Consider the following 22,592-nt stretch of genomic DNA (forward strand, 5'->3'; position numbering starts at 1 on the left):
GATTGCCTTCCGTGAGTGGTGTGTTGGGGCCAGGGTGGCTGCATGGGACGTGGTGATCTGACGAATGCGGAGTGGGAGCGACTGGAGTCGTTCTTACCTCGCGGTGGTGCGCGTGGGGGCCGGTGGAGCGATCATCGACGGGTGATCAACGGAGTGCTCTACCGGGTTCGCACGGGGGTGCAGTGGCGGGATCTTCCGGAGCGGTTCGGGCCGTGGGAGACGGTCTATAAGCGCCATCGTCGCTGGTCGGCGGACGGGACCTGGCAGATGCTGCTGTCGCAGGTGCAGGCCGCCGATGACGCCGCCGGCCGGATCGACTGGGACGTGTCGGTGGACTCCACGGCGGTGCGTGTCCACCAGCACGCCGCCGGCGCACGGAAGTCACCGCCCGCCGTCACTTCTCAAAGGGGGGTCCGTCCGCGGACGAACCAGGTCGATCCGGTGCTTCGGAAACTGGCCGTCCGATTGGAGGAGGTGCTCAGATCGGCGAGTGTCTGGGACGCTCCCGCGGCGGCTTCACCACCAAGATCCACCTCGCAGCCGACGGACGATGTCGGCCCCTCGCCGTCCTCCTGACCCCCGGACACTACGGAGACGGCCCCCAACTCCGCCCCGTCCTGGAGCAGTTGTCCGTGCCCCGTATTGGAGTCGGCCGGCCCCGCAGCCGACCCGACCATGTCCTGACCGACAAGGCCTACACGTCCCGCGAAAACCGCCGCTACCTGCGACGGCGCGGAATACCGCACACCATCCCCGAACGGCCGCAGGCACCGGCGGAACCGCGGTTCCCGGGGTGGCCGGCCCACCGGGTTCGACCGCGAGCGCTACAAGAAGCGCAACACCGTCGAGCGTGCCATCAACCGCCTGAAAGGCTTCCGCGCCGTCGCCACACGCTACGAGAAGCGGGCCTACACCTACCTCGGCACCGTTACCCTCGCCGCACTCATCATCTGGCTCCGCACATGATCCGAGAAACAGCGCCTAGCGACATAGGACAGGCCGCCGCCGTTCGAGCCGATGATCAGGCCACCGGTCTTCTTGTCCGCGCTGACGTCGACAGCGCCGTCCTGCTTGAACCGCACAAGGACACCAGCTGCCGGGCCGACGACAGCACAAGCTGTTCCCTGATGCCCTGGAGACAATGACGTGCAGCAGGTGTGAGACTCGATGCAACGGGTCCGCCTACCCTTATGGCGGAGTGCAAGTACTTCCAGGCCAGCGCTGGCTGCGAACCCATCGATACCACCGCGATCTGGCAGGACAGCAAGTGCTGTCCTGCCAGATCGAACCCCGCATTCTACCGGCCGTCCCGTTCCCGAAGCACGTCATGGGCGGAGACCGGACGATGCGGTGGGAGGCTGCCGTCCTCAAAGACATGGCACACCGGTTGAAGGCCACCACACCGTGGCGGGGTAAGGACCTCACTCCCCCATCTGCAGCAGCCCGTGTCTACGGCCGCCGCATGGACGGCTATTGGGGTCGCGTTGCACGCGTTCAGCGCTCGATGGCGCGCTGGGCCAGGGAAAGCAGCGCGGCGTCACCGACAAGTGACCCGTCCCACATTGCCGTGAACCTGCTAATTTTTTGCCACCGGTCCAGTTCCAGACCGACGATGCCCCGGGGGACGGGTCCTGCCGAGGCAGTGAATTCGAATCCGCCACCGAGTTCGTTACCGAGGGCATGCCGTACGGCAGTGCCGGCACCCGTGTACGGCAGCAGTCCGACGGTATTGGTCAGGTAGGCGCCGATGCTCCGGCGTCCTTCGATTCGGACGTGCGAAGGCGCGTCCTCAAAGACGGCGTCAGGCGAAAACAGTCGCGCCGCTCCCGTACCGTCGCCTCGGCCCAGGGCTCCGGTGAGATCACGGATCACATGCTGCATGACGACAGAGGACGTGCCCGGGACTGCCGTCTCGCCGAATTCTGCAGGAAACTGGTCTGCGGGCATCTGAAGGCCGGCAAGGTTCCCCAGGCCGAAGTGTCTGCCGTCCCAATAGTCGACCTGTCGGGCGATCAGGCCCCTCTCGAAGTCGACGGCCCCCGCTAGCCGAAGTTCGGAAGGCCCGAACAGTCCCGCTGTGTCGGTGAAGAACACGACAGCACTGCGCAAGTCGCCCAGGATCCGCACTGGGTAGGACGCACTGCCCTTCGGCCAGCCAGGCATGTACTGCGCGAAGAACTCCCGCAATTCCGACCAAGAACCCAAATCCCAACCGAGGGTCGCGTCAATGTAGCGGGCCCGGCGGGCGAAGAGCGCCATGGTGCCTTCAAGGTCTTGAGCGCTCTTGCTCTTGAAAAACCGCACGAGCCGCTCGGTGACCTCAGGTGTGGCATGGGAGGCGTCCACGGCGGTGTCCACGCCGGGGACTTGTCCGGGCAACTGCCCAGCGCCGTGTCCCTCAGAGGTGGCAGCCGCGGCGGCACCGGCCTGGACCAGGCTCATCGAGGCAACCACTCCAGCGCTGAAAGCCGCGCGGTGAAGAAGGCTGCGCCGTGTGGTTGCGATGTCCGCCATCGGCTCGTGCTGTTCCGTGACGTGGTTATGCATGAAAACTCCGCAGTGGTTGATCCGTGGCTGCTCACACGTCCAGTCCCGACCCGTCCAGGGCCGAACTGCCGACTCGGGCGCACCACCGGCGATCCTCCTTGCGTAACCGTCCCGGGCGCCACACGACCTTCGGCGTAGGACTTCGGACGGGGAGGTCCAGACAGGCGGCGGGCTTGCTTGCAGCACGTCCAGCCCGCACGTGCGGACGATCGCGCAAGAGGCCGAACTGTAGAACGTGGCGCTCGGTGTCTTTCACGGACGCTCCCCCGCTCACCGAAGTTACGGCATCTTGCCAGCGCCGCGGCCGAGCGGGCGGAGCGGGCACGTGACGCCTTCTTGATCACCGGAATCTGCAAAACTGGAACGGTAGTGCGACGTCACTCGGGCGTCCCGTGGCGATCTGCACCCAGGCTGCCCTGGCGCCTCCCGACGGAGTGGATCGAGGGCAAGCGGATGGAGTACGCCGAGCTCATCGTGGCCGGTACGCGCATCGAGCCGGTCAAGACCTGCAGGCTGTGAGTTGTCTCGGACAAGGATCTACGTCACACCACCAACCTATTTTCTTGACTTTTCATTCCATTTGCGGCTCACTCGACGGTACGACTCGCACTAATCGCTCATCCCGGGCTAAAGACATATTAAGAACTAAAAGTCTTAAAGAGGTGGTCATGAAGGTCGTCGGAGTGGCGCAGTTCGGAGGCCCCGAGGCGTTGCAGGTGTTCGAGGTGCCCGAGCCACATGCCGGGTACGGCCAAGTGCGAATCCGTGTGCTGGCCGCGTCGGTCAACCCCGGTGACAGGTACCTGCGCAACGGCTCACTGGTAGCCGTCTCCGCGCCGCCCTACATACCGGGCATGGAGGCGGCTGGGAGGGTCGATGAGATTGGGCCCGGGACGGACACCGACCTGCGCGTAGGAGATCGTGTGATGGCGGTGACCATGCCGACGGAGCCCCGGGGTGGCGCCTACTCGCAATACCTCGTCTTGCCCGCCCACGCGGTCGTACGCGCACCCGCAGGCGCCTCTCTCGCCGAGGCTGCGACCCTGCCCATGAACGGTCTTACTGCCCGCCTGGCTCTCGACCTGGCCGACGTGTCCACCGGTCAGACGCTTGCCGTCATAGGTGCCGCGGGGGTGGTCGGCGGATACGTCACGCAGATGGCACGGGCTGAGGGCATCACTGTGGTCGCCGACGCTGCGCCGCAGGACGAGGAACTGGTGCGTTCCCTGGGCGCCGACATGGTCGTGCTGCGCGGGCCAGGGGTCGCCCACCGAATCCTGGACGCCGTGCCGGGGGGCGTTGACGGCCTGGTGGACGCTGCCGGACTCGGGTCAGCCGCAGTAGCCGCAGCCGTGCACAAGGGAGGTGCGATCGTCGCACTCAACGGCGACGGGCTACGCCTTATCAGCCCAGCCGAACTCCGACGCCGTTCCTTGCGCAGGTACCTGGCCTTCGTCCCGGACTACATGGGCGACCAAGGAAGGCTGGACCGACTGCGCAGGCAGGTAGAAGCCGACGAAGTCACTCCCCGCGTCGCTCGGGTTCTTTCCGCCGAACAGGCCTCCGAAGCGCACCGCCTGATGGAAGCCGGAGGCGTGCGGGGCCGGCTCGTCCTCGAGTTCTAACCGGCCCGTGCTCCTCGGCTTCCAGGCGTTGCCGCTCCCGGGCAGGCGATCCGCGCCACTCGGTGTGGTTCAGAAGGCGGGGCTGACACCTGTGTGCCCAGGGTCCGCCAGCCGGGCGGCAAGCAGCCCTCCGGGCCAGCTGGACTTCGGCGCCTTCTCCGGACATCGCAGGGCCTGCTCGACCACCGCGTCACCGAGTACGGTCTCGATGTCCATTCGCGGAAACCGAGCCAAAGAGGCGGACAGCCGCCTGTCATCGGTTCCTGGCAGATCGGTCGCGCCGAAGTCGGCCAGCACGCCGAGCCGGACGAGCCTGGGCAATGTCCCCATACGCTCGGCGATTCCGGGAGATGTGTGCAGGGCAATGGCCTCCCACACTTGCTGAACCAACGGCGCGGGCCAGTCGTACTCCGAGAGGAAATCACTGGCCGCGTCCGCTCCCTCCACCTCGAAGCGCTGCGGCCCGTCATACGCATCGGCCGTTCCCGCATCGTGGAACAGGCATGCAACGGCCAGGGCCTCGCGCTCGCTTTCCTCAAGTCCCTGCTTCCGGCCCAGATGATCGGCCACCAGCCAGACCCGCACGCTGTGGTTGACAATCGCCGGCCGCAGGACGGACTGCACGTGTGCATAGGCGGAGTCGGCGACCGCTCCCGCGAAGGAGACCTTCATCCCTTGCCTTCCTTGGTCCAAGCCGTGGGGGACGGCCCGCATCGTGACGATAGCGCCTCGCCACTGCAGGCCCGGTTCCCGATGGCACGCGCGGCTCAGCTGTGGACCGTTTCCCTCGGGATCATCATCCGCGAGGTGTCGACCAGCAGAAGACCGAGGATGCCCAACACAGGCAGAACCGTCAGCTGCCAGAATCCGGCGCCACCCCAGCCGACCTCGTCCACTAGCCGGGCGAACAGGAGCCCCGAAAACGCGGCGGCCACATAGTAGGTCAGCATGAACAGCCCGGAGGCGCGCCCTACGTGTTCGGGTCGGACCGCCCGCTGCATGGCAGTGGTGCAGTTGGTGAACAGGAATCCGCTGGCAAACGTGCCCATCATGAAAGCGAGCGCGTACTGGGCCGTGGCGGACGTGGCGTACTGGTAGGTCACCGTCGCCGTCGCAGATGTGGCTACGAGGGCAAGGGCGATCAGGTTGCGCTGGTTGAAGCGGTCCCCCAACCAGCCAGCCGGTAGTGCCATCATCGCGCCGAAGCCGGAGAACGACACGGCCAGTGCCGACTGGCCGGCGCTGAAGTTGAGGTGCTCGCGCAGGAAGGTCGGGTACAGGCCGAGGAAGCCGTAGAAGACCAGCCCTGAGACCGCGCACGCGACGCCGATGCCGAAAGTGTTGCGGTTGAAGAGAGTGGCTGGGACGTGCGCATAGCTCGTCGCGGCCTGTCTGGCCCCTGTGACCGCCTCAGTCATCGTCCTGCTGACGCCGACGGCGATGGACAGTGCCATCACTATGCCGGCCGCCGCGAAGACGAAGAACGGTGCCCTCCAGTCGCCCCAGGCGCCGGCCATCCTGTTGCCGAGAAGCGGGCCGAGGAAGACGCCCGCTCCGAAGGCGACCCCCACTACACCGGCGGCGACGGCACGCCGGTGGAAGAAGAAGGCACCGATGATCGCGTACAGGGCGGTGGCCTGCATGCCCTCGCCGACACCGGAGATCAGGCGGTACAAGCTCATGTCGACGAAGCCGAAGGCAAGCGGAATCGCCAGTGTTCCCATGGAGTAGAGCAGGACACTGGCAACCACGATGCTTTTGCGGGACATCTGGTCCATCAGGTAGCCGGCAGGCAGGCCGGCCAGGGCTATCCCAAGGGTGAACCCGGTGGCGAGCAGGCCGCCCTGGTCGAGCGTGAACCCGAATTCCTGGCGTATGTCCGGGAGCAGGGGATAGAACACCTGTCGGTCCATCGCATTGATCATGTAGGACAGGCACAGTACGGCGAACCCGAAGGCGATGCGGGTAGGTGTGACGGGAGGGGCCGACAGCGCTGAGGACATGGTCTTCTCCGGGGGTGCGTCTACCACTGGAGGTTCCTTCACGGGCGGCGAACTGAGTCGCGGCGGATGGCACGGGAGGCTGACCGGCAGGGCTGCCCAGGGGAGCAGGGGCTTGTGGCGCGGTCGCCTGGTACGGGGTGACGAGATTCGGCGTACAACGAGGAGGCGCCGACGAAGCCGTCAGCGCCCCGAGGTACGCAGAGTCAGCCGCCGTGAGTAGCGGCGCTGCGGTAGCCGGTGTAGGTGTACGGGTTATCAAGGACCTTCGTCTTGGGGATGTCAGGGTCCATTCCGTGCTCCCAGGCTTCGGGACCAAGACATCTCCGCAGGTACTCGACCGTCGCCTCGACAGTTCGGCGCGCTTTGGGTAGGTCGACGCCGACCAGCTGGTGCTCGTGCTTGACGATGCGTCCGTCGACCATCACGGTGTGCACGTCCCCACGCTGGGCTTGGAAGACGACGTGGCCGTAGGGATTGAGGAGCGGAAACATCACCGGTGAGTGGTCATTCTTGATCAGGACAATGTCCGCCTTCTTCCGCGCCTCCAGGCTGCCTACCTTGTCGTCGAGGCCGAGGGCTCTGGCCCCGCCGCGGGTCGCCCATTCGACGACTTGTTCGGCGCGAAGGTGGAGATGGGTCACGGTCTCGCCGTCTTTTTGCGCCTGAAGGTGTTCACGTGCGCGGTCGGCACCGAGGGTGGCACGCATCGCTGAGAACAGGTCCCCGCTCCACCACACGCTGGTGTCCATGGACAGGGAAACGGGAATGCCGTGCGAGCGCAGGGCCCAGGTGGGCGGGTAGCCTTGTCCGCCGCTCTGCTCGCTCTCGGTCGATACCGACACGGAGCCGCCCGTGGCCGCGATGCGGTGGTAGGAGTCAGCACTGAGGGTGGCGGCGTGCACATAGACCGTCTCCGGAGCCATAAACCCGTGGTCGTGCATCAGGCGGATGCCGTCATCGTTGGTTGCACCCCAGACGCCAGCATGAGTAGTCACGGGGGCGCCCAGTTCGCGCGCCACCTCGAAGGCGGTCTTCTCGAGGAAGGCCGGATCGCCGGTGACGTCGAAGGCCATCTGAAAGCCGAGCATGTCGCTGCCGCGGAAGCGGCGCTGGACGAAGTCCCGAAACTCCGGCGCACGCGACCATTCCCAGGGGGCCGCTTGGATATTGCCGTAAGCAAGAACGAACCGTCCGGGGACCTCTTCCAAGGCGTCGACAGCGGCGTCCGCGTGCTGGATCGTCTGCAGGCCGTGTGACCAGTCGACGGTGGTAGTAACGCCCGCATCAAGCGCTTCGGCAGCCGACAGCAGGTTGCCGGCATAGACGTCGTCAGGGCGGAAGTGCCTGCCATGCTCGAGGTAGTACCAGACGAAGTACTGGGTGAGGGTCCAGTCGGCACCGTAGCCGCGCATGGCGGTCTGCCACATGTGCCGGTGTGTGTCGATCATGCCGGGCATCACGATGCCCCCGCTGGCGTCGACCTCGGTGGTGCCCTCCGGTACGGGCAAGTCAGGACCGATCGCTTCTATCCGCCCACCGACGACCAGCACGTCGGCCTGCGGATGTACGGTCCTACGGTCATCCATCGTCAGGACGGTTCCGCCCCGGAACACCGTGGGCGTCCTCTCCGCACGGTCCGCATTGCTGGGCGCGTTCATTCAGTCCTCCGGTCAGGGTGTACACCGAGCTCACCGCTTCATCGGACGGATGTCCGCTTGGCGAACGGCGTAACGTGGGCGTAACGATGAGCCTGGGCAGAAGGCACTGTCAAGAGGCGGTAGGCACCCGGTCGTCACGACCTGCGCGAAAGATGCCGGACGCCTGCGCCGCCATGCGGACGGCCGCAGCAAGATGGTTAGGCTCGGTGGGGGCACCTCATGGCGCCCGTACCTTCGAGCAGTAGGAGCCTCCGTGCCTCGTCGCGACGACGACCCGAACTTTATTGAGGCGATTGCCCGCGGTTTCGACGTGATCAAGGCGTTCGATCCGCACACTCCCGCCATGACCTTGAGCGAGGTGGCCACCGCCACCGGCTTGGCCCGCCCGACGGCTCGCAGAATTCTGCTGACCCTGGAAACGCTCGGATACGTGCGCTCACTGACGGGGGGCGGCTTCACCCTCACTGCCCGCGTGCTCGAACTAGGACTGACCTACGTCCAGGCCATGGGCTTGTGGGGGGTGGCTCGCCCCCACATGGAGCGTCTGGTCGCCCGCACGCACGAGTCGACCTCCATCGCGCAACTGGACGGCTCCGACATCGTCTACGTGGCGCGCGTCGCCGTACCCAAGATCATCGCGCTGGCAGTGAGCATCGGCACCCGTTTCCCCGCCCCTCAGACATCCCTGGGCAAGGTCCTGCTCGCCGGGCTGGAGCCCGATGAGCTGGACAAGGCGTTGACCGAACCGAGCCGGTCGGCGGCCGAGCCGCGCCACGGATTCGACCGTGCCGAACTCGACGCGGCGCTGCAAGAGGTGCGGGCTAAGGGCTGGGCGCTGACCGACCAGGAACTAGCAGCCGGCATCCGCTCGGTCGCCGCTCCGCTGCGTGATTGCAATGGACGCGTGATCGCGGCCATGAACGTCACTGTCCACGCGGCCGAGACCTCGGTGGAGACACTGCGTGGCGAGTACCTGCCGCTGCTTCTGCAGGCGGCCGGTGAAGTGAGCGCAGACTTCGCACGCTACGGCGCCATTCCGCGCACACCGGTCACGTGATCTACATGGAAAGGTCTTGACACGCTGCCTCAGTGATCTAAGACTTCGTTGTGCGGACTATCGTCCGCAGAACGGACAAGGAGAGTGCTGAGGCATGGCAGACGAAACGGCTCCGTCCGATGGCAGCGTCCCTCACGGGCCGCTGCACGGACTGTTGGTGGCCGACTTCTCACGCATCCTCGCGGGTCCGTACGCGACCATGCTGCTCGCGGACATGGGCGCGGAAGTGATCAAGGTGGAAAGCCCGACGGGCGACGACACCCGTACCTGGCTACCGCCGGTGCGGGACGACGTGTCCACGTACTACCTCGCCATCAACCGCAACAAGCGATCACTGGCCTTGGATCTCAAGAATGAGACCGATGCGGTGCTTGCGCATGAACTGGCAGCCCGCGCCGATGTGGTGATCGAGAACTTCAAGCCGGGCGGACTCTCCCGGTTCGGTCTTGACTACGCCTCCGTCCGTGACGTGAACCCAGGTGTCGTCTACGCCTCGATCAGCGGGTTCGGTTCACGTGCCGATGCGGCCTTGCCCGGCTACGACCTGATGGTGCAGGCCATATCCGGCCTCATGAGCCTGACCGGTGCCCCCGACGGCCCGCCGTACCGGGCCGGCATATCGGTCTTCGACGTGATGACCGGGCTGCACGCCACGATCGGCATCCTCGCCGCATTGCACCATCGTGATCTGACCGGCACGGGCCAGCATCTCGAGGTCAACCTGCTCTCGTCGGCTCTTTCCGGGCTGGTCAACCACTCCAGTGCCTACGTGGCTGGCGGCGACGTCCCGCACCGGATGGGCAACGCCCATCCGAGCTTGTTCCCCTACGAGCCGCTGCCTGTTGCCGACGGCGAACTCATTGTCATCGCGGGAAACGACGGGCAATTCGCCAGGCTATGCGAGGTGCTCGGTCTTCCCGACCTCCCGGCCGACCCCCGTTTTACCCGCAACCAGGACCGCACCGCCAACCGCGAGGTGCTCCGCCCGTTGCTCGTGGAGCGGCTCATGACCCGCACCAAGAAGGACCTATTCCACGCGCTGCTCGATGCGGGTGTGCCGTGCGCACCTATCAACAACATCGCCGAGGGTGTCGCGTTCGCCGAGGAAGTGGGGCTTGACCCGGTGGTCGTGGTGGGTGAGGGAGACGCGGCCGTTCCGTCGGTGCGGCATCCGATCTCGTTCTCGGTGACCCCGCCCCGTTACGAGCTGCCGCCGCCTGGCCTGGACGAGCACGGTTCAGACCTGCGTGCCTGGCTCTCGGCGCCGCGCGACTGAGCAGCCGCGCGCTCTCCCGCCCGGTTCTCTCGCGGGCCCCTCATCCTCAGGAGCAACACCGTGAAACATCCGTCAAACCACCAGCCCTCCCGGTACCCGACTTCGCTCGGGACGTCCGATGCCAGCAGCATCACCCTGCTCGGCCACGACCTGGCCGACGAGCTCATGGGCAAGGTCGGTTTCGGTGAGCTGGCACTGTGGCTGGTCACTCAGCGGCGCCCAGAGCCCGGCGAGGTCCGGGTCTTCGAAGCAGTCCTTGTCGCTCTGGCCGACCACGGCTTCACTCCGACCGCGATCGCTGCGCGACTGACCTACCTGTCCGCCCCTGACTCGGTCCAGGGCGCACTCGCCGCGGGTCTGCTCGGCGGAGGTTCTCGATTCCTCGGCGTGACCGAGGACTGCGGTGCCTTCTTGCACGAGGTCGTCGCAGCTCGTGAAGGACGCCTGCCCGGTGACACAGACGTAGCGGGCTGGGACGAGCTGGCGCTGGAGACGGTGCGGGCACTGCGAGCAGATCGACGGCTCGTGCCAGGCCTCGGGCACCCCGTGCACAAGGTGCAGGACCCGCGTACGCCCGTGCTGCTGCGGATCGCCGAGGAGAACGGGCTCAAGGGGCCGCACCTGCGGCTCTTCGAGGCCGTCGGCCGGGTCCATCCGCAGATCCTGGGCCGCACCCTCCCGCTCAACGGGGCCGGGGTCTGTGGCGCGGCACTTGCCGATCTTGGTCTCCCTATCGGTCTTCTGCGCGGCTTTGCGCTGCTAGCGCGAGCGGCCGGCCTCCTGGGCCACCTGGCGGAGGAACAGCGTTCGCCTCTCGGTATGGACCTCTACATGTCCGTCGACCGCAACGCCGAGTACGTCACCCCGCCGCGCGACTGACCCGCTGCGCCCGCCGTGCGGCAGGGCGGAGGGTGTGAGCACCCCAGTGGCAGTACAGCTGCACGAAACGGCAACCGACGAAGGAATGACATGGCAGAACTGGTGGCGGTCATCGCCTCGACCCACCATCCCTTCTACTACCGGGCCAGCACCGCGACCGGCGAGGACCGGCCGCCGTTCGCGGATGCCTGGGTGGCGAAGATAGAGAAGTTCCGTGAAACGCTGACCCGGGCCCGTCCCGATGTGCTGGTCATGGTGGGGAGCGACCACTTCCATCAGCTGTGGCTGGACAACATGCCGCAGTTCCTGGTCGGCAAAGCACCTTTCTATGACGCCAACTTCTACAACGAGGAACGGGAGTTCGGACTCCCGCGGATGCTGCTGAAGGGTCACGAGGAACTGTCCGCGCACGTGCTGCGCGAGGGCCTCGACGCCGGTTTCGACCTGGCCTTCAGCAATGAGTTGCGCATAGACCACTCGATCACATGCCCGATTATCACTCTCCGGCCCGAGGCCGACCTGCCGATCGTGCCGATCTACACCAACATCTTCGCGCCCCCGCTGCCGCAGCCGAAGCGGTTCGTGGAACTGGGCGGCATGGTCCGCGATGTCATCGAGAGCTGGCCGGCCGACCAACGGGTGGCGGTCATCGGCACAGGTCACCTCTCTCTGGAACTCGGCGGCCCGCGCCAGTTCGGTGAGCACGGCCCTGACCCCGAGTTCGACCGCAAGGCGGTTGAGTGGATTGCGAGCGGTGACATCGAAGGCTGCCTGTCCGAGGTCACCCTCGAGAGCCTTCACCATCCCGGCAACGCCACCCACGGCTTCATGGACTTCATGCTGATGATGGGTGTCGCCGGCCAAGGCGCCAAGGCGGATTACGTCGACACTCTGGACCTGTTCCACACCATGGAGGCCTACTTCACCTGGTACCCGAAGGGGGTCCCCGCATGAGCAAGTACCTGGTGAACAAGTTCCTCTTCACCATCGACCGCGATCCCGAATTGGTGGAGCGCTACCGCGAAGACCCTCGCGGCACCGTCGAGTGGTGGGAGGCCACCCAGGCCAACACCCTCCTCAACTGCATCAGCGCAGAGGCGACGACTTGGCTGAAGTTCGAGGACGCCGAACGCGAGGCACTCGCCAGCCACGACCACGCCGCTCTCTTCGCCCTCGGTGCACACCCCTTCCTCACCCTCACCCTGTTCATCGCCATGTTCGAACGTGACCACGAAGGGATGGGCTACCAGAAACAGTACGCCGAACGTCTGGCGCACTTCGCCCTTCCTTACCCGGACATCGCGACATGACGGCCGGTCTGCTGCTTCTGCGCCTGCTCCTGGCGGGGCTGCTGTTCGGGCACGCTACACAGAAGCTACTGGGTTGGTTCCGAGGACTCGGCCCCGATGGCACTGCAGCCGTCTTCGAAAGTTGGGGCTTCCGCCCCGGCAAACCCATGGTCCTACTCGCAGGCACTTGCGAGTTGACCGCCGCCGTACTCCTCGCCACGGGCGCCGTGACCCCGCTCGCGGCGGCAATTGTCATGGGCACCATGACCGTGGCGGCAGTGCCTCACGGCCCCAACGGCCTCTGGGCCCACCTGGACGGCTACGAAGTCCCCTTCGTCTACGGCGCGCTGGCGTTCATCCTGGCGCTTACCGGTCCGGGCTCCTGGTCCGTGGACCATGCCCTGGGCGCCAGCGAGATGTCCGGTGTTTCCTGGGCACTGGCAGCAGCAGTCGTCGCCGTGGCAGCGGCGGTGCCCGCTCTCCTGCTTCGCCGGCGCAGCCTCCGCACCCCGGCACCGGCTTCAGAGCCCCTTGAGAGATAGGTGGAGTCGGTGGCCTTTGCCCGCCGAGGCAGCGGGAGCAGCCTCGGCGGGCCCTCGACAGGGAACGCTTTGGTCGGCCAGGGGCATGACAGACTCGCTGCGGATGCACACGACCGGCCGAACCGGGGAGCGCCGCTCTGGCATGACAGGGAGGGGAGTGCCGGGGCATATGCGCCGCTGCTTGCCACGGACTGGTGGAGACGAGAGAGCCGTCTTACGCCGTCATCCCACACGTAGAGGTTCCGGACGGCCACCGGTAGTCCGCGGGTGGCCAGATTGTCACCGTGGGAGCAGCATTCCCGTTGCGACCCGGAAGTGATCACACTCTGGCGCATGGTAACTTACATGACTGTTCATTCCGAATAAGGTATTCTCTTGCTTATGGCAAGAGTCAGAGAGTTCGACACCGAAGCGGCTGTCCATGCAGCAATGGAAGCATTCCGCTGCAGGGGTTACGAAGGCACGTCGGTGCAGGACTTGGTTGACGCCACCGGTGTCGGCCGCGGCTCTCTGTACGGGGCTTTCGGCAACAAGGAAGGCTTGTACCTGGCTGCGATGGAGCGGTACCGCCTGCTGTATGCCGTTCCGCTCATTGACATGCTCCGCGCAGGCACCCCGGCACGTGCTCTGCTGCGCGAGGTCCTGGTCGCAACGGTGGACGGAATCGTCCGGGATGGAGACCGTAAGTCCTGCCTGATTGTGGGCGCCACGACGGAGCGGGTCTCTCAGGACCCCAAGGTCGCGGCGCATGTGCGCTCGACGACCGCCGCGCTGGAGGATGCTCTTCGCGACGTGATCGCTACGGCCCAGGCGGACGGACAGCTGCCCGATAGGCGCAATGCTCGTGACCTGGCCCGGCACTTCATTGTGACGATGCATGGCCTGCGGGTCATGGGTGCCATGAGTCCAGACCGCACCTCGCTCATGGGCGTTGTCGATGCTGCCCTGGATGCCCTCGGCTGAGTACTGAACCGTCGCTGACCGTCTGCGATCCTCGGGGCACTGGCCTGCGTTCCGTCTGACGCTGCTCCGCGATGCAGTGACAAGGGCGACGACGCTTAGCGTCGTCGCCCTTGTCACCGTGTGCGGCAGCCTTCGGCCCGAGGGTGTGGGCCCTGTGGAGCTCCCCTGATCAGCTCCGGCCCCGGCCGGCAAGCCGCCGCAGCAGGTCTCAGTAACCTGCAGTCAGCGCGCCGTCGATCGCAAGGGCGGCGCCGGTGATGAAGGGGCTCTCGTCGCTGAGCAAGAACGTAGCGAACGACGCGATCTCCGTTTCGTCTGCGGCCCTGCCGGTCGGCTGCTGCTTGAGGATGGCACTCGCGGATTCCGGGCTGGCCTCGACGTGGTTGCGCCAGAGGGGCGTGTTCACCAGCCCCGTGACGAGGGCGTTGACGCGCACACTTTCCTTGGCCGCGTCGAGCGCCGCCGAGCGCGTGAGGCCCACCACACCGTGCTTGGCAGCTGCATAGGCGGCGGCCGCGGGATCGCCCACCACACCCACCACAGAGGCGTTGTTGACGATGGAGCCGCCGCCGCTGGCCACGATCGCAGGGATCTCGTGCTTGAGGCTGTAGAAGACGCTGGTCATGTTGAGGGCGATGACGCTGTCCCAGTGGGAGGCCTCGATGTCGCGGACCGCTCCGTAGCTGTTGCCGCCGCCCGCGTTGTTGAAGGCGCCGTGCAGAGCACCGAACTCCTTGACCGCGACATCGACCAGGTGGGCAACCTCCTGCTCGACGGTCACGTCCGTCGGGACGAAGAGAGCCGTGCCGCCCTCCGCCGCGATGTCCGCCACGGTCGTCTTGCCGCGTTCCTTGTCCCGAGCCCCGATGATGACCGTCGCACCTTCGGACGCGGCTCGCCTGGCGAAGGCCGAACCCATACCGGAGGTGCCTCCGGTCACGATGATGACCTTCGACTGCAGACGGTTGGACATGTCACTAGCTCCGTTCATAGGCCGGCACGGCCACCTTGAGGATGTGGCAACACGTGCACTCAGTCGGCACATTGACGACGATCGTCAGGCGCCCGGCCGGTGCGGCCGGGCACTCCCACGACACTACCAGCTTTTAGGAACGACCGTTCATTACAAATACTTTTCAAACCTCCAGCTGCTCTGAACGGTCGGAGTCCCATCGGGTGTGGAACGAGCCGGGCCGGTCGTTGCGCCGGTATGTGTGCGCGCCGAAGTAGTCACGTTGGGCCTGCGTGAGGGCGGCCGGCAGACGGGGCGTGCGCAGTGTGTCGTAGTGCGTCAGCGCAGCGGCGAAGGCGGGGACAGGCACGCCGTCACGAGTGGCACGAGAGACAACCAGACGCCAAGGGAGCTGTGCTGCACCGAGCTCACTGGCAAATCCGGGATCTGCCAGGAGGCTGGGAAGACCGGGGCGTACGGCGTAGGACTCGCGCACGCGGTCCAGGAACGATGCACGGATGATGCAGCCGGCGCGCCAGACACTGGCCACGGCTGCGAGGTCGATGTCCCACGCGTAGGTCCGGCTCGCGGTCTGGATCTGGTGCATGCCCTGGGCGTAGGAGATGACCTTGGAGGCATACAGCGCCTGTTCGACCTGGCCGATGAAGCGGGCCGCATCATCCTCCCCGAGGATGGTGGGAGCCGGGCCGGGCAGGTCACTACCGGCTGTGCGCAGCGCGGAGTGGCCAGAGGTGGAGCGGGCGAAGACGGCCTCGGCGATGCCGGAGACCGGAACTCCGAGGTCGAGTGCGGTCTGCACGGTCCAGCGGCCGGTGCCCTTCTGATCGGCCGCGTCCGCGATGACGTCAATGAAGGGAAGCCCGGTATCTGCATCGCGGTGAGCGAGGACCTCGGCAGTGATCTCGATGAGGTAGGAGTTGAGCCGTCCCCGGTTCCATTCGCGGAAGATCTCGGCGATCCGCGCCGGTTCGTATCCCGTGGTGTGCCGGATGAGGTGGTAGGCCTCGGCGATGAGCTGCATGTCTGCGTACTCGATGCCGTTGTGGACCATTTTGACGAAGTGGCCGGCGCCGTCGGGTCCGAGGTGAGCGACGGCAGCGGTGCCGTCGGGTGTGGTGGCAGCGATGTCGCTCAGGACGGGGGCCAGGAGATCGTAGGCGTGGGATGAACCGCCGGGCATGATGCTGGGTCCATGAAGCGCGCCTTCCTCACCGCCCGAGATGCCGGCGCCCAGGAAGTGGATGCCGGCCTGGCGCAGCACGGCTTCGCGGCGACGGGTGTCGGCGAAGTGGGCGTTGCCGCCGTCGACGATGACATCACCAGGTTCCAGCAGGGGCGCGTACTCGGCGATCACGTCGTCGGTTGCCTGACCGGCCTGCACCATCATGATGAGCCGCCGCGGCCGCTTCAGCGCGGCCACCATCTCCCTGGCGCTTTCAACGGGGATGAAGGTGCCTTCGTCCGCGTACTCGGCGGCAAGGTGCCTAGTCCGCTGGGCGGTGCGATTGTGGATGGCCACGGCGTAGCCATGGCGGGCCAGGTTGCGGGCGAGATTGCGGCCCATCACGGCAAGGCCGGTGACCCCTATGTGTGCGCTGGTGTGCATGGTTCGTTCCTTGTTCCTGTAGACGTTGTGCCCCGATGCAGGTCCGGGCGATGGGACCGCATGACCTGCCGTGCCGGACCCCTGGGTCCGCTGACACAGGGATGGCATCTCGATCGGCTCACTGGGGTAAGACGGCCCCGCCCGGTCCGGGGAGCTGTGCTTCCCCGGCCTGCCCCAGTCCTGGAACCAGTGAACTCTGACTGGAATGCATGGTCAACAAATCACCTTGAGAGACGCCTCACCTGGCCATAGTATTTGTATCGTTCGTTTCAGTAAGCGTATACTTCTGGACATGGCGCGCGTCAGGGAATTTGACACTGAGAAGGCGGTGGAGGCGGCCATGAACGCCTTCAGCCGCAACGGGTACGACGGCACATCCATCCAGGACCTCGTGGAGGCAACCGGCGTGGGCCGCGGCTCGCTGTATGCGGCTTTCGGCAGCAAGGAAGGTCTCTACCTTGCTGCGATGGACCGGTACCGGGAGTTCTACGCCCTGCCGCTGGTGGAGATTCTCCGCAAGGGGGCTCCGGGCCGTGAGTTGCTGCGGGAGGTGCTGCTGGCGGCAGTGGACGAGATCGTGATGGACGGCAGTCGGCGTGCCTGTCTGATGGTCGGCGCCGTTGTAGGACGGATCGCACACGACCCTGAGGTCAGTGCCCATATCCAGTCGACGACGGGCATGCTGGAGGACGCGCTCGCCCTAGTCATTGCAGAGGCGCAGGCGGACGGCCAGTTCTCCGACAGGAACGATCCGGGGAACCTGGCCCGGTATCTCGTCGTGACGCTGCAGGGCTTGCGGGTCATGGGTGCCCTCAACCCCGACCGTACGTCACTCATGGCGATTGCCGACGCTGCCCTCGACGCCCTCGGCCGCCCCTGAACCGCTGTTTGGCTGGGGCGGGAGGACCGGGCATGCCGACCGGCTTGGAAGGGTGCCTGCGAAAGCCCGCGGACATCACCAACTTGGCCGGCCAAGCCCGGGCGCTCGCCGCTCAGCGATCGACGAGCGACTCTTGCCCGGTACCGCGTGGTGGCGACGTGAGGAGCACGCCCGGGATTGATGCCTCGGTCAGACGGGCTGCACGTCACAAGCGCCGTTCACGTCGCACCCAGCCGGGGAAGTCCCGCCGAGGACCGTGAGCGTGGGTTCGCGGTCTGCCCAGGCCCGTTGAAGCGCCTCGGAAAAGACCTCGGCGGGCTGGGCTCCGGAGACACCGAACTTCCCGTCGATGACGAAGAACGGCACACCGGTGGCCCCCAACCGTGCGGCCTCGGCTTCGTCCTGGCGTACCTGGTGCGCGTAGGCCTGCTTGTCGGCCAGCACCGTGCGCACCTCGGCCTCGTCGAGGCCGGCGCGGACGGCCAGTTCCACCTGGTAATCGCTGTCGTAGACACTGCGTTCAGTGGCAAAGTTGCCCTCGTAAACCAGGCTGAGCAGCTCGTCCTGCAGGCCGTGGTCAGCGGCCAGGTGCAACAGCCGGTGCAGATCGAAGGTGTTGCCGTGGTCCCGGAAGTCGACCAGGTATTCGAGTCCCTCTCGCCTGGCGATGTCTGCAAGGTTCTCCTCGGCTGCCCGGGCCTGGGCAGGAGTGAGGCCGTACTTCCTTGCGTGAGCCGCGCCCGTCGTAGGGCGAACGTCGTTCAGCTGAGGGTCGAGCTCGAAGGAACGGTGCACCACCTTGACGTCGCCCTTGTGCGGGAACGCGGCAAGTGCGGTCTTGAATCGGGCTTTACCGATGAAGCACCACGGGCAGGATATGTCCGACCAGATGTCAACTCGCATGCTCTTCTTTCCTTCCAGGCCGTTTGTTTAGGGAGGACGCGCCTGTGCAATGGCGGCCGCCCATAGGAGCTGCTCAAGGATCGCGGCTTCAGGCGCCACGCGTGGAGCGCGACGCTTACATGCTGCGCGTCTGCGGTCCTGGTCCATGAAGCGGTGTTCGCCCGGGGGCGCGCAGCCCGTCGAGGAGGATGGTGATCACCCGGCGCCATCCGTCAGGTCCCGCGTCGACGCCGAGACAGTGTTCGGCGTCCAGTGAGGCGCGTGAGCAGATCATGATGTCTTGCCAGGTCACGTCAGCGCGCAGGCCACCGGTTGCGTGAACCCGATCGGTGAGCTGGGCGACGGCCTCCTGCAGTATGACGGTACGTTTCGCGAGCTCAGCCGAGGGTGGGTCTTCGCACGCTGCTGTGACCTCTGCCAGTCCCCGATTGTCCCGGTGCGCTTCGGCAAGTTGCATGACGAACTCTGCGAGCCCGTCCCATGCGTCCGCATGTTCCATGCACCCGCGCGCAGTGTCGCAGAGCTCGTCGTAGAGGCCGAGCACCACGGCGTCAAGGAGTGCCTCTTTGGTGCCGAAGCGCCGGTAGAGCGTGCCCACTCCCACGCCTGCCGCCTTTGCGATGTCGAGGGCCGAGACGTCGAGCCCTCGTGAGGCGATGGCCTCACGCGTCGCGTCAATGAGTCGGTGCCGGTTTTGCAGGGCATCCGCGCGGGCGGCGGGCACGGACTTCATGTCAGGCATGGGGAACCCAGTTCTCCAGCGGGTCCATGCGGAAGCGGGTCAGCAGGACCGAGTCGATCAGCCACTTGCCGTGGACCTTCCGGTAGGTCTCGTGGTACTGCCCGTAGCCGTGGTGCCCCTCCGGGGCATTCGGGCCGGCCGGGAAGGTCAGCAGGTCCTCCATCGACCAGATGCCGGTTGCCGTGTTGTGCCCAGTGATCTTGATCTCCGGCATGTGCCCCTGGTGGGCGGACGGAGCCTTGCCGGTGAGGTCGCGGATCGTGGACGCGAACTCCTGCGGCGACTTCCACTCGATGCCGTCGGTCACGAGCTTGGCATTGGGCGTGAACAGCGCGGCCAGCTGGTCGTGCTTCTTCTCATCCACGAAACGGAAGTAGCGAGCCTTCAGCTGCTTGATGCTCTCGATCGCCTCCAGCGCATCCAGCCGCCGGGCTATCTCATCGAGATCGGTCATGATCTCGCCTCCTTGCATGCGCGACGTCCTGACGGACGAGCATGAGCGGACGATGACCGTCCGTTTCCTTGAATGTAACACAAGCGGACGATTGTCATCCGCTTGCGGCGGCGGCCGCGAATCGGGGCGGGTGCCACCTCGGCCACCGGCCAACGAGCGCGGCGCCGGACCATCGACGGAGGACCGCCCCTCACCCCGAGGGCGGCCTCAACGGCGGGTGGCCCCGGCGCGCCCACTTTCTTGACTGAACGTTCATCTTAGTATCTACTGGCCGCCGTGCCCACCGTGCCGCTCTGGCACGTTGGGACCCAAATGCCCTGCCGGCCTGCCGCGATCACCTGCGGCAGTAGGCCTCGCCGGGCTGACTTCACATGCTCCGCGAGGTTCACCCCGCACTCCTTTCCCTCTCGAAGGGCGAGGTCACGGGGCCGTCGATACCTGCGGAGACGAAAGGAACGACATCATGCACAACCAGGAATCCCGGAAGGTGGCCCCCTGGTACTCCCGGGTCGCCGGAACGGCAGCGGCGGCTGCGGTACTGGTCGCCGGAGGGGCGAGCGTTGTGGCCCTCAACTCCCCGTCCGCCGGAGCCCAGGATCAGTCGGTGAGCGCTTCCTCGCACTCGCTGTCGGCCAGGGTGGAGCGACTGGAAGACATCGAGGAGATCCACCAGCTGAAGGCTCGCTACTTCCGTTTCGTGGATGAGAAGAAGCACGACCAGCTGGCCGCGCTGTTCACGCCCAATGCCAAGCTCGTGACCGACGGCATCGAGTGGAAGTCGCCGCAGGAGTTCGCGTCCACGATCCGCGACCTCACCGGCAAGGCTCCGTCCGCCCACCAGGGCGCCATGCCGGAGATCAAGATCACTGGGCACAACACGGCAACCGGCATCTGGTCGATGGAGGACCTGCTGACCTTCCCGGACGGCCCGAATGCCCCGGAGGGGCACCACGGCTACGGGCAGTACCACGAGACCTACCGGAAGGTCCACGGCAAGTGGCTGATCGACTCGGTCCTGCTGACCCGCTTCCGCATGGACCCGCTGGAGAACTGGACCCCGCCCAAGGACGCCGCGTCCGAGGCCACGCCTTCGGAGCCCTCGAAGGCTGCTGCGGATAACTGAGATACACGGCATGCCGCTTTCACCGACACGGACCCTGTCCGTCTCAAGCCGCATGCCTGCCGAGTCGCGGACGGAAGAGCCCTACAGTCGTGAGCGAACACACCTCTGAGGCAGACACCGTCCGCGGCAGGCCCTCCCCCGCGCGAAACCACGGGGAACCTGCCCCGACACCACCGATCCCTTCTGGCGTGGAGCCGGTCACCGTTTCGGATAGGCACTGCGCATGCCGTGCACGCTCTCGCAGGCTCGACCCTGCGCAGGGCGCAGCCCTGCTGAGACCGACGGGGCCTGCCTGAGCCTGTGCGGTTCATCGAACCGCACAGGCTCAGCATGCGCACGTAAGAGCGCCCCTGTATTCTATAATGAACAGTCAGCATAAAATGGCAGCGGCGCAGCTTCCCCGTCCTACGCTGCGCCCGCGGCCGCAAGAAAGGTAGACAGCGAATGAAGGCTGTAGGGGTATTCCACTACGGTGAGCCTGACGTGCTTGAGGTCGTCGACATCCCCATCCCAGAAGTCGGATCCGGACAAATCCGGGTGCGTGTTCACGCAGCGGCGGTGAACCCCTCCGACGTCCTTCTGCGCAGGGGGTACACCGACCCGATGCTTGCAGGTCGCTTGGACCCCCCGTACCGGCCTGGCATGGACGCGGCGGGCGTCGTGGACGAAATCGGACCCGACACCGATACCGACCTGCAAGTCGGGGACCGGGTGATGGCGGTTGTCATCCCCATCGATCCCTCCGGCGGCGCCTACGCGCAATACATCGTCCTCGACGCCCGCCAGGTGGTCAGGGCTCCGGCCGGGAGTTCGCACGCCGAGGCTGCCACTCTCCCGATGAACGGGCTGACCGCGCGCCTTGCGCTCGACGTCCTCGGCCTTGCCCCCGGAGACTGGATTGCCGTCACCGGCGCGGCAGGCGCCCTGGGCGGATACACCGTGCAGCTGGCCAAGGCAGACGGGCTGCATGTTGTGGCGGACGCGGCTCCTGCTGATGAAGAGCTCGTGCGCTCCCTGGGCGCCGATCGGATCGTGTCGCGAGGACCGGATGTCGCGGCGCGCATCCGCGAGGTCGTTCCGGACGGTGTGGCGGCCGTCGTCGATGCGGCCGTCCTGGGCCCCAAGGCACTCCCTGCCATCCGGCCAGGCGGCCAGATCGCTCTGGCGCGCAGCGAGGGGGAACCGGGCACCACTCCCCTGGGCGCAACGGGCGATGTGTCAGTCCGTGACGTCTTCGTGCCCGAATATCGCTACGCTCACGACAAGCTCGACGCTCTGCGAGTTCTCGCGGAGGAGGGCCGCCTCTCGCTGCGTGTCGCCGGCGAGTACCCGGCCGACCAGGCGGCCGATGCCCACCGTCGCTTCGAGGCAGGTGGCGTGCGCGGCAGGCTCGTTCTGAAGTTCTAAACGCCAGGGTGGTCGGAGAGTCTGCCCTCGTGCGTGTTGCACAAGCGGGCTGAGCACCGGTGCCGACGGTGTCCCGGCGGCTGGCAACGCTCGTAGCGACGCCGGGTGGCCGAGCGACCCATAGTTCGGTTGCAACTCCCATGAGAGCGCCGCATCCGTACCAGTGTCCGTTGCTGGCGCCCTCTGTTTCAGCCACGCACCTCCCTGACGCTTTGAGTGGCTCCGCTGCGTTATGGAAATCTCACGTACCGGCGTAGCGGAGCGATGGCTCCCCCTGGTCCAGTCGGCCGGTCCCTCGGGCACCGGCCGGCTTCAAGAGCCACCGACGGCCCCAGTGGCGCTTGGGGCCGTCGGTGGTTTAACTGGCCTATGTCGAGAAGAAATGAGGTCGATCATGCCTCATGAACAACGACATGGGCAGGCTCCACCATGACTGGCAGCCACGTGCCGAACGGATCGGACGGCTTCGAGGCAGCGCTTTTCGAGCACGCCAAAGCCGGTCTCGAGGTATACGACCTGGACCTGCGTGTCCGGCGGTCCAATCCCGCTGCGCTTGCCATGCGTGGTCTGCCCGAAGGCCAAGTCGTCGGGGCGGAGCTGAAGGACCTCGACAGCGGCATCCCGCTCTGGCCGATTGTGTGCCAGGTGATGCGGGACGGTGGCCC

At 66.2% G+C, this 22,592-nt stretch carries 22 protein-coding genes and 1 pseudogene; 14 read left to right on the top strand and 9 right to left on the bottom strand.

The annotated features are described in order from the left end of the window. Positions 1 to 42: 42 nt before the first annotated feature. Positions 43 to 966: pseudogene (locus tag AB0O67_RS23890) on the top strand (IS5 family transposase). Positions 967 to 1,494: 528 nt separating this feature from the next. On the opposite strand, the gene AB0O67_RS23895 reads toward AB0O67_RS23890, so the two are convergent. Next, complete coding sequence (locus AB0O67_RS23895; protein WP_365453394.1) at positions 1,495 to 2,547, bottom strand: hypothetical protein; 1,053 nt, start codon at positions 2,545 to 2,547, stop codon at positions 1,495 to 1,497. A gap of 369 nt (positions 2,548 to 2,916) precedes the next feature. Here AB0O67_RS23895 and AB0O67_RS23900 point away from each other — a divergent pair, with 369 nt between their 5' ends. Beyond that, positions 2,917 to 3,066, top strand: a complete 150-nt coding sequence (locus AB0O67_RS23900; RefSeq protein WP_365453397.1) for a hypothetical protein — start codon at positions 2,917 to 2,919, stop codon at positions 3,064 to 3,066. Between the two features lie 149 nt (positions 3,067 to 3,215). Continuing rightward, positions 3,216 to 4,172 carry an NADP-dependent oxidoreductase gene (locus tag AB0O67_RS23905; protein ID WP_365453400.1) on the top strand — a complete coding sequence of 319 codons (957 nt, stop codon included), beginning with the start codon at positions 3,216 to 3,218 and terminating at the stop codon, positions 4,170 to 4,172. 69 nt (positions 4,173 to 4,241) lie between these two features. Here the strand turns inward: AB0O67_RS23905 and AB0O67_RS23910 are convergent, their stop codons facing one another. From AB0O67_RS23910 to AB0O67_RS23920, 3 genes are all read right to left on the bottom strand, one after another. Beyond that, a complete protein-coding gene (locus tag AB0O67_RS23910; RefSeq protein ID WP_365453403.1) occupies positions 4,242 to 4,844 on the bottom strand; it encodes an HD domain-containing protein in 603 nt (200 codons plus the stop codon). A gap of 95 nt (positions 4,845 to 4,939) precedes the next feature. After that, positions 4,940 to 6,175 carry an MFS transporter gene (locus AB0O67_RS23915; RefSeq protein ID WP_365453406.1) on the bottom strand — a complete coding sequence of 412 codons (1,236 nt, stop codon included), beginning with the start codon at positions 6,173 to 6,175 and terminating at the stop codon, positions 4,940 to 4,942. A gap of 203 nt (positions 6,176 to 6,378) precedes the next feature. After that, complete coding sequence (locus AB0O67_RS23920; RefSeq protein ID WP_365453409.1) at positions 6,379 to 7,833, bottom strand: amidohydrolase family protein; 1,455 nt, start codon at positions 7,831 to 7,833, stop codon at positions 6,379 to 6,381. Positions 7,834 to 8,086: 253 nt separating this feature from the next. Between AB0O67_RS23920 and AB0O67_RS23925 the strand changes: the two genes are divergently transcribed. The 7 genes from AB0O67_RS23925 to AB0O67_RS23955 all read left to right on the top strand — a co-directional run bounded on the left by AB0O67_RS23925 (position 8,087) and on the right by AB0O67_RS23955 (position 13,839). Next, a complete protein-coding gene (locus AB0O67_RS23925; RefSeq protein ID WP_365453412.1) occupies positions 8,087 to 8,890 on the top strand; it encodes an IclR family transcriptional regulator C-terminal domain-containing protein in 804 nt (267 codons plus the stop codon). A 94-nt stretch (positions 8,891 to 8,984) separates the two neighbouring features. After that, positions 8,985 to 10,166, top strand: a complete 1,182-nt coding sequence (locus AB0O67_RS23930; protein WP_365453415.1) for a CoA transferase — start codon at positions 8,985 to 8,987, stop codon at positions 10,164 to 10,166. A 60-nt stretch (positions 10,167 to 10,226) separates the two neighbouring features. After that, positions 10,227 to 11,045 (top strand): citryl-CoA lyase, encoded by an 819-nt coding sequence (locus AB0O67_RS23935; RefSeq protein ID WP_365453418.1) that lies wholly within the window; start codon positions 10,227 to 10,229, stop codon positions 11,043 to 11,045. 90 nt (positions 11,046 to 11,135) lie between these two features. Beyond that, the gene (locus AB0O67_RS23940; RefSeq protein WP_365453421.1) at positions 11,136 to 11,999 is read left to right on the top strand and encodes an extradiol ring-cleavage dioxygenase; all 864 of its coding nucleotides are present in this window, start codon (positions 11,136 to 11,138) and stop codon (positions 11,997 to 11,999) included. Then, on the top strand, positions 11,996 to 12,355 hold the full coding sequence (locus AB0O67_RS23945; protein WP_365453424.1) for a hypothetical protein: 360 nt from the start codon (positions 11,996 to 11,998) through the stop codon (positions 12,353 to 12,355). The genes AB0O67_RS23940 and AB0O67_RS23945 overlap by 4 nt, the downstream gene beginning before the upstream one ends. Next, positions 12,352 to 12,876 carry a DoxX family protein gene (locus AB0O67_RS23950; RefSeq protein ID WP_365453427.1) on the top strand — a complete coding sequence of 175 codons (525 nt, stop codon included), beginning with the start codon at positions 12,352 to 12,354 and terminating at the stop codon, positions 12,874 to 12,876. The genes AB0O67_RS23945 and AB0O67_RS23950 overlap by 4 nt, the downstream gene beginning before the upstream one ends. Positions 12,877 to 13,257: 381 nt before the next feature. Continuing rightward, a complete protein-coding gene (locus AB0O67_RS23955; RefSeq protein WP_365453430.1) occupies positions 13,258 to 13,839 on the top strand; it encodes a helix-turn-helix domain-containing protein in 582 nt (193 codons plus the stop codon). 208 nt (positions 13,840 to 14,047) lie between these two features. Here AB0O67_RS23955 and AB0O67_RS23960 read toward each other — a convergent pair whose 3' ends face one another. Continuing rightward, on the bottom strand, positions 14,048 to 14,779 hold the full coding sequence (locus AB0O67_RS23960) for an SDR family oxidoreductase (RefSeq protein WP_365453433.1): 732 nt from the start codon (positions 14,777 to 14,779) through the stop codon (positions 14,048 to 14,050). Between the two features lie 196 nt (positions 14,780 to 14,975). Continuing rightward, complete coding sequence (gene gndA, locus AB0O67_RS23965) at positions 14,976 to 16,418, bottom strand: NADP-dependent phosphogluconate dehydrogenase (RefSeq protein ID WP_365453436.1); 1,443 nt, start codon at positions 16,416 to 16,418, stop codon at positions 14,976 to 14,978. A 292-nt stretch (positions 16,419 to 16,710) separates the two neighbouring features. Here gndA and AB0O67_RS23970 point away from each other — a divergent pair, with 292 nt between their 5' ends. Further along, positions 16,711 to 17,298 carry a TetR/AcrR family transcriptional regulator gene (locus tag AB0O67_RS23970; RefSeq protein WP_365453439.1) on the top strand — a complete coding sequence of 196 codons (588 nt, stop codon included), beginning with the start codon at positions 16,711 to 16,713 and terminating at the stop codon, positions 17,296 to 17,298. Positions 17,299 to 17,487: 189 nt separating this feature from the next. Here the strand turns inward: AB0O67_RS23970 and AB0O67_RS23975 are convergent, their stop codons facing one another. The 3 genes from AB0O67_RS23975 to AB0O67_RS23985 all read right to left on the bottom strand — a co-directional run bounded on the left by AB0O67_RS23975 (position 17,488) and on the right by AB0O67_RS23985 (position 19,397). Beyond that, on the bottom strand, positions 17,488 to 18,201 hold the full coding sequence (locus tag AB0O67_RS23975) for a DsbA family oxidoreductase (RefSeq protein WP_365453442.1): 714 nt from the start codon (positions 18,199 to 18,201) through the stop codon (positions 17,488 to 17,490). Positions 18,202 to 18,316: 115 nt separating this feature from the next. Then, a complete protein-coding gene (locus tag AB0O67_RS23980) occupies positions 18,317 to 18,943 on the bottom strand; it encodes a helix-turn-helix domain-containing protein (RefSeq protein WP_365453446.1) in 627 nt (208 codons plus the stop codon). After that, the gene (locus AB0O67_RS23985) at positions 18,936 to 19,397 is read right to left on the bottom strand and encodes a nuclear transport factor 2 family protein (protein WP_365453449.1); all 462 of its coding nucleotides are present in this window, start codon (positions 19,395 to 19,397) and stop codon (positions 18,936 to 18,938) included. Before AB0O67_RS23985 ends, AB0O67_RS23980 begins: the two co-directional genes overlap by 8 nt. Positions 19,398 to 19,860: 463 nt before the next feature. On the opposite strand from AB0O67_RS23985, the gene AB0O67_RS23990 reads away from it, so the two are divergent. The 3 genes from AB0O67_RS23990 to AB0O67_RS24000 form a co-directional block, all read left to right on the top strand. Beyond that, a complete protein-coding gene (locus AB0O67_RS23990; RefSeq protein WP_365453452.1) occupies positions 19,861 to 20,520 on the top strand; it encodes a nuclear transport factor 2 family protein in 660 nt (219 codons plus the stop codon). A 444-nt stretch (positions 20,521 to 20,964) separates the two neighbouring features. After that, complete coding sequence (locus tag AB0O67_RS23995; RefSeq protein ID WP_365453455.1) at positions 20,965 to 21,927, top strand: NADP-dependent oxidoreductase; 963 nt, start codon at positions 20,965 to 20,967, stop codon at positions 21,925 to 21,927. Between the two features lie 429 nt (positions 21,928 to 22,356). Continuing rightward, positions 22,357 to 22,592: PAS domain-containing protein (locus tag AB0O67_RS24000; RefSeq protein ID WP_365453458.1), on the top strand; the 236-nt coding region annotated here is incomplete at its 3' end.

The organism is Streptomyces sp. NPDC086077 (assembly GCF_040686175.1).
Lineage (GTDB): Bacteria > Actinomycetota > Actinomycetes > Streptomycetales > Streptomycetaceae > Streptomyces.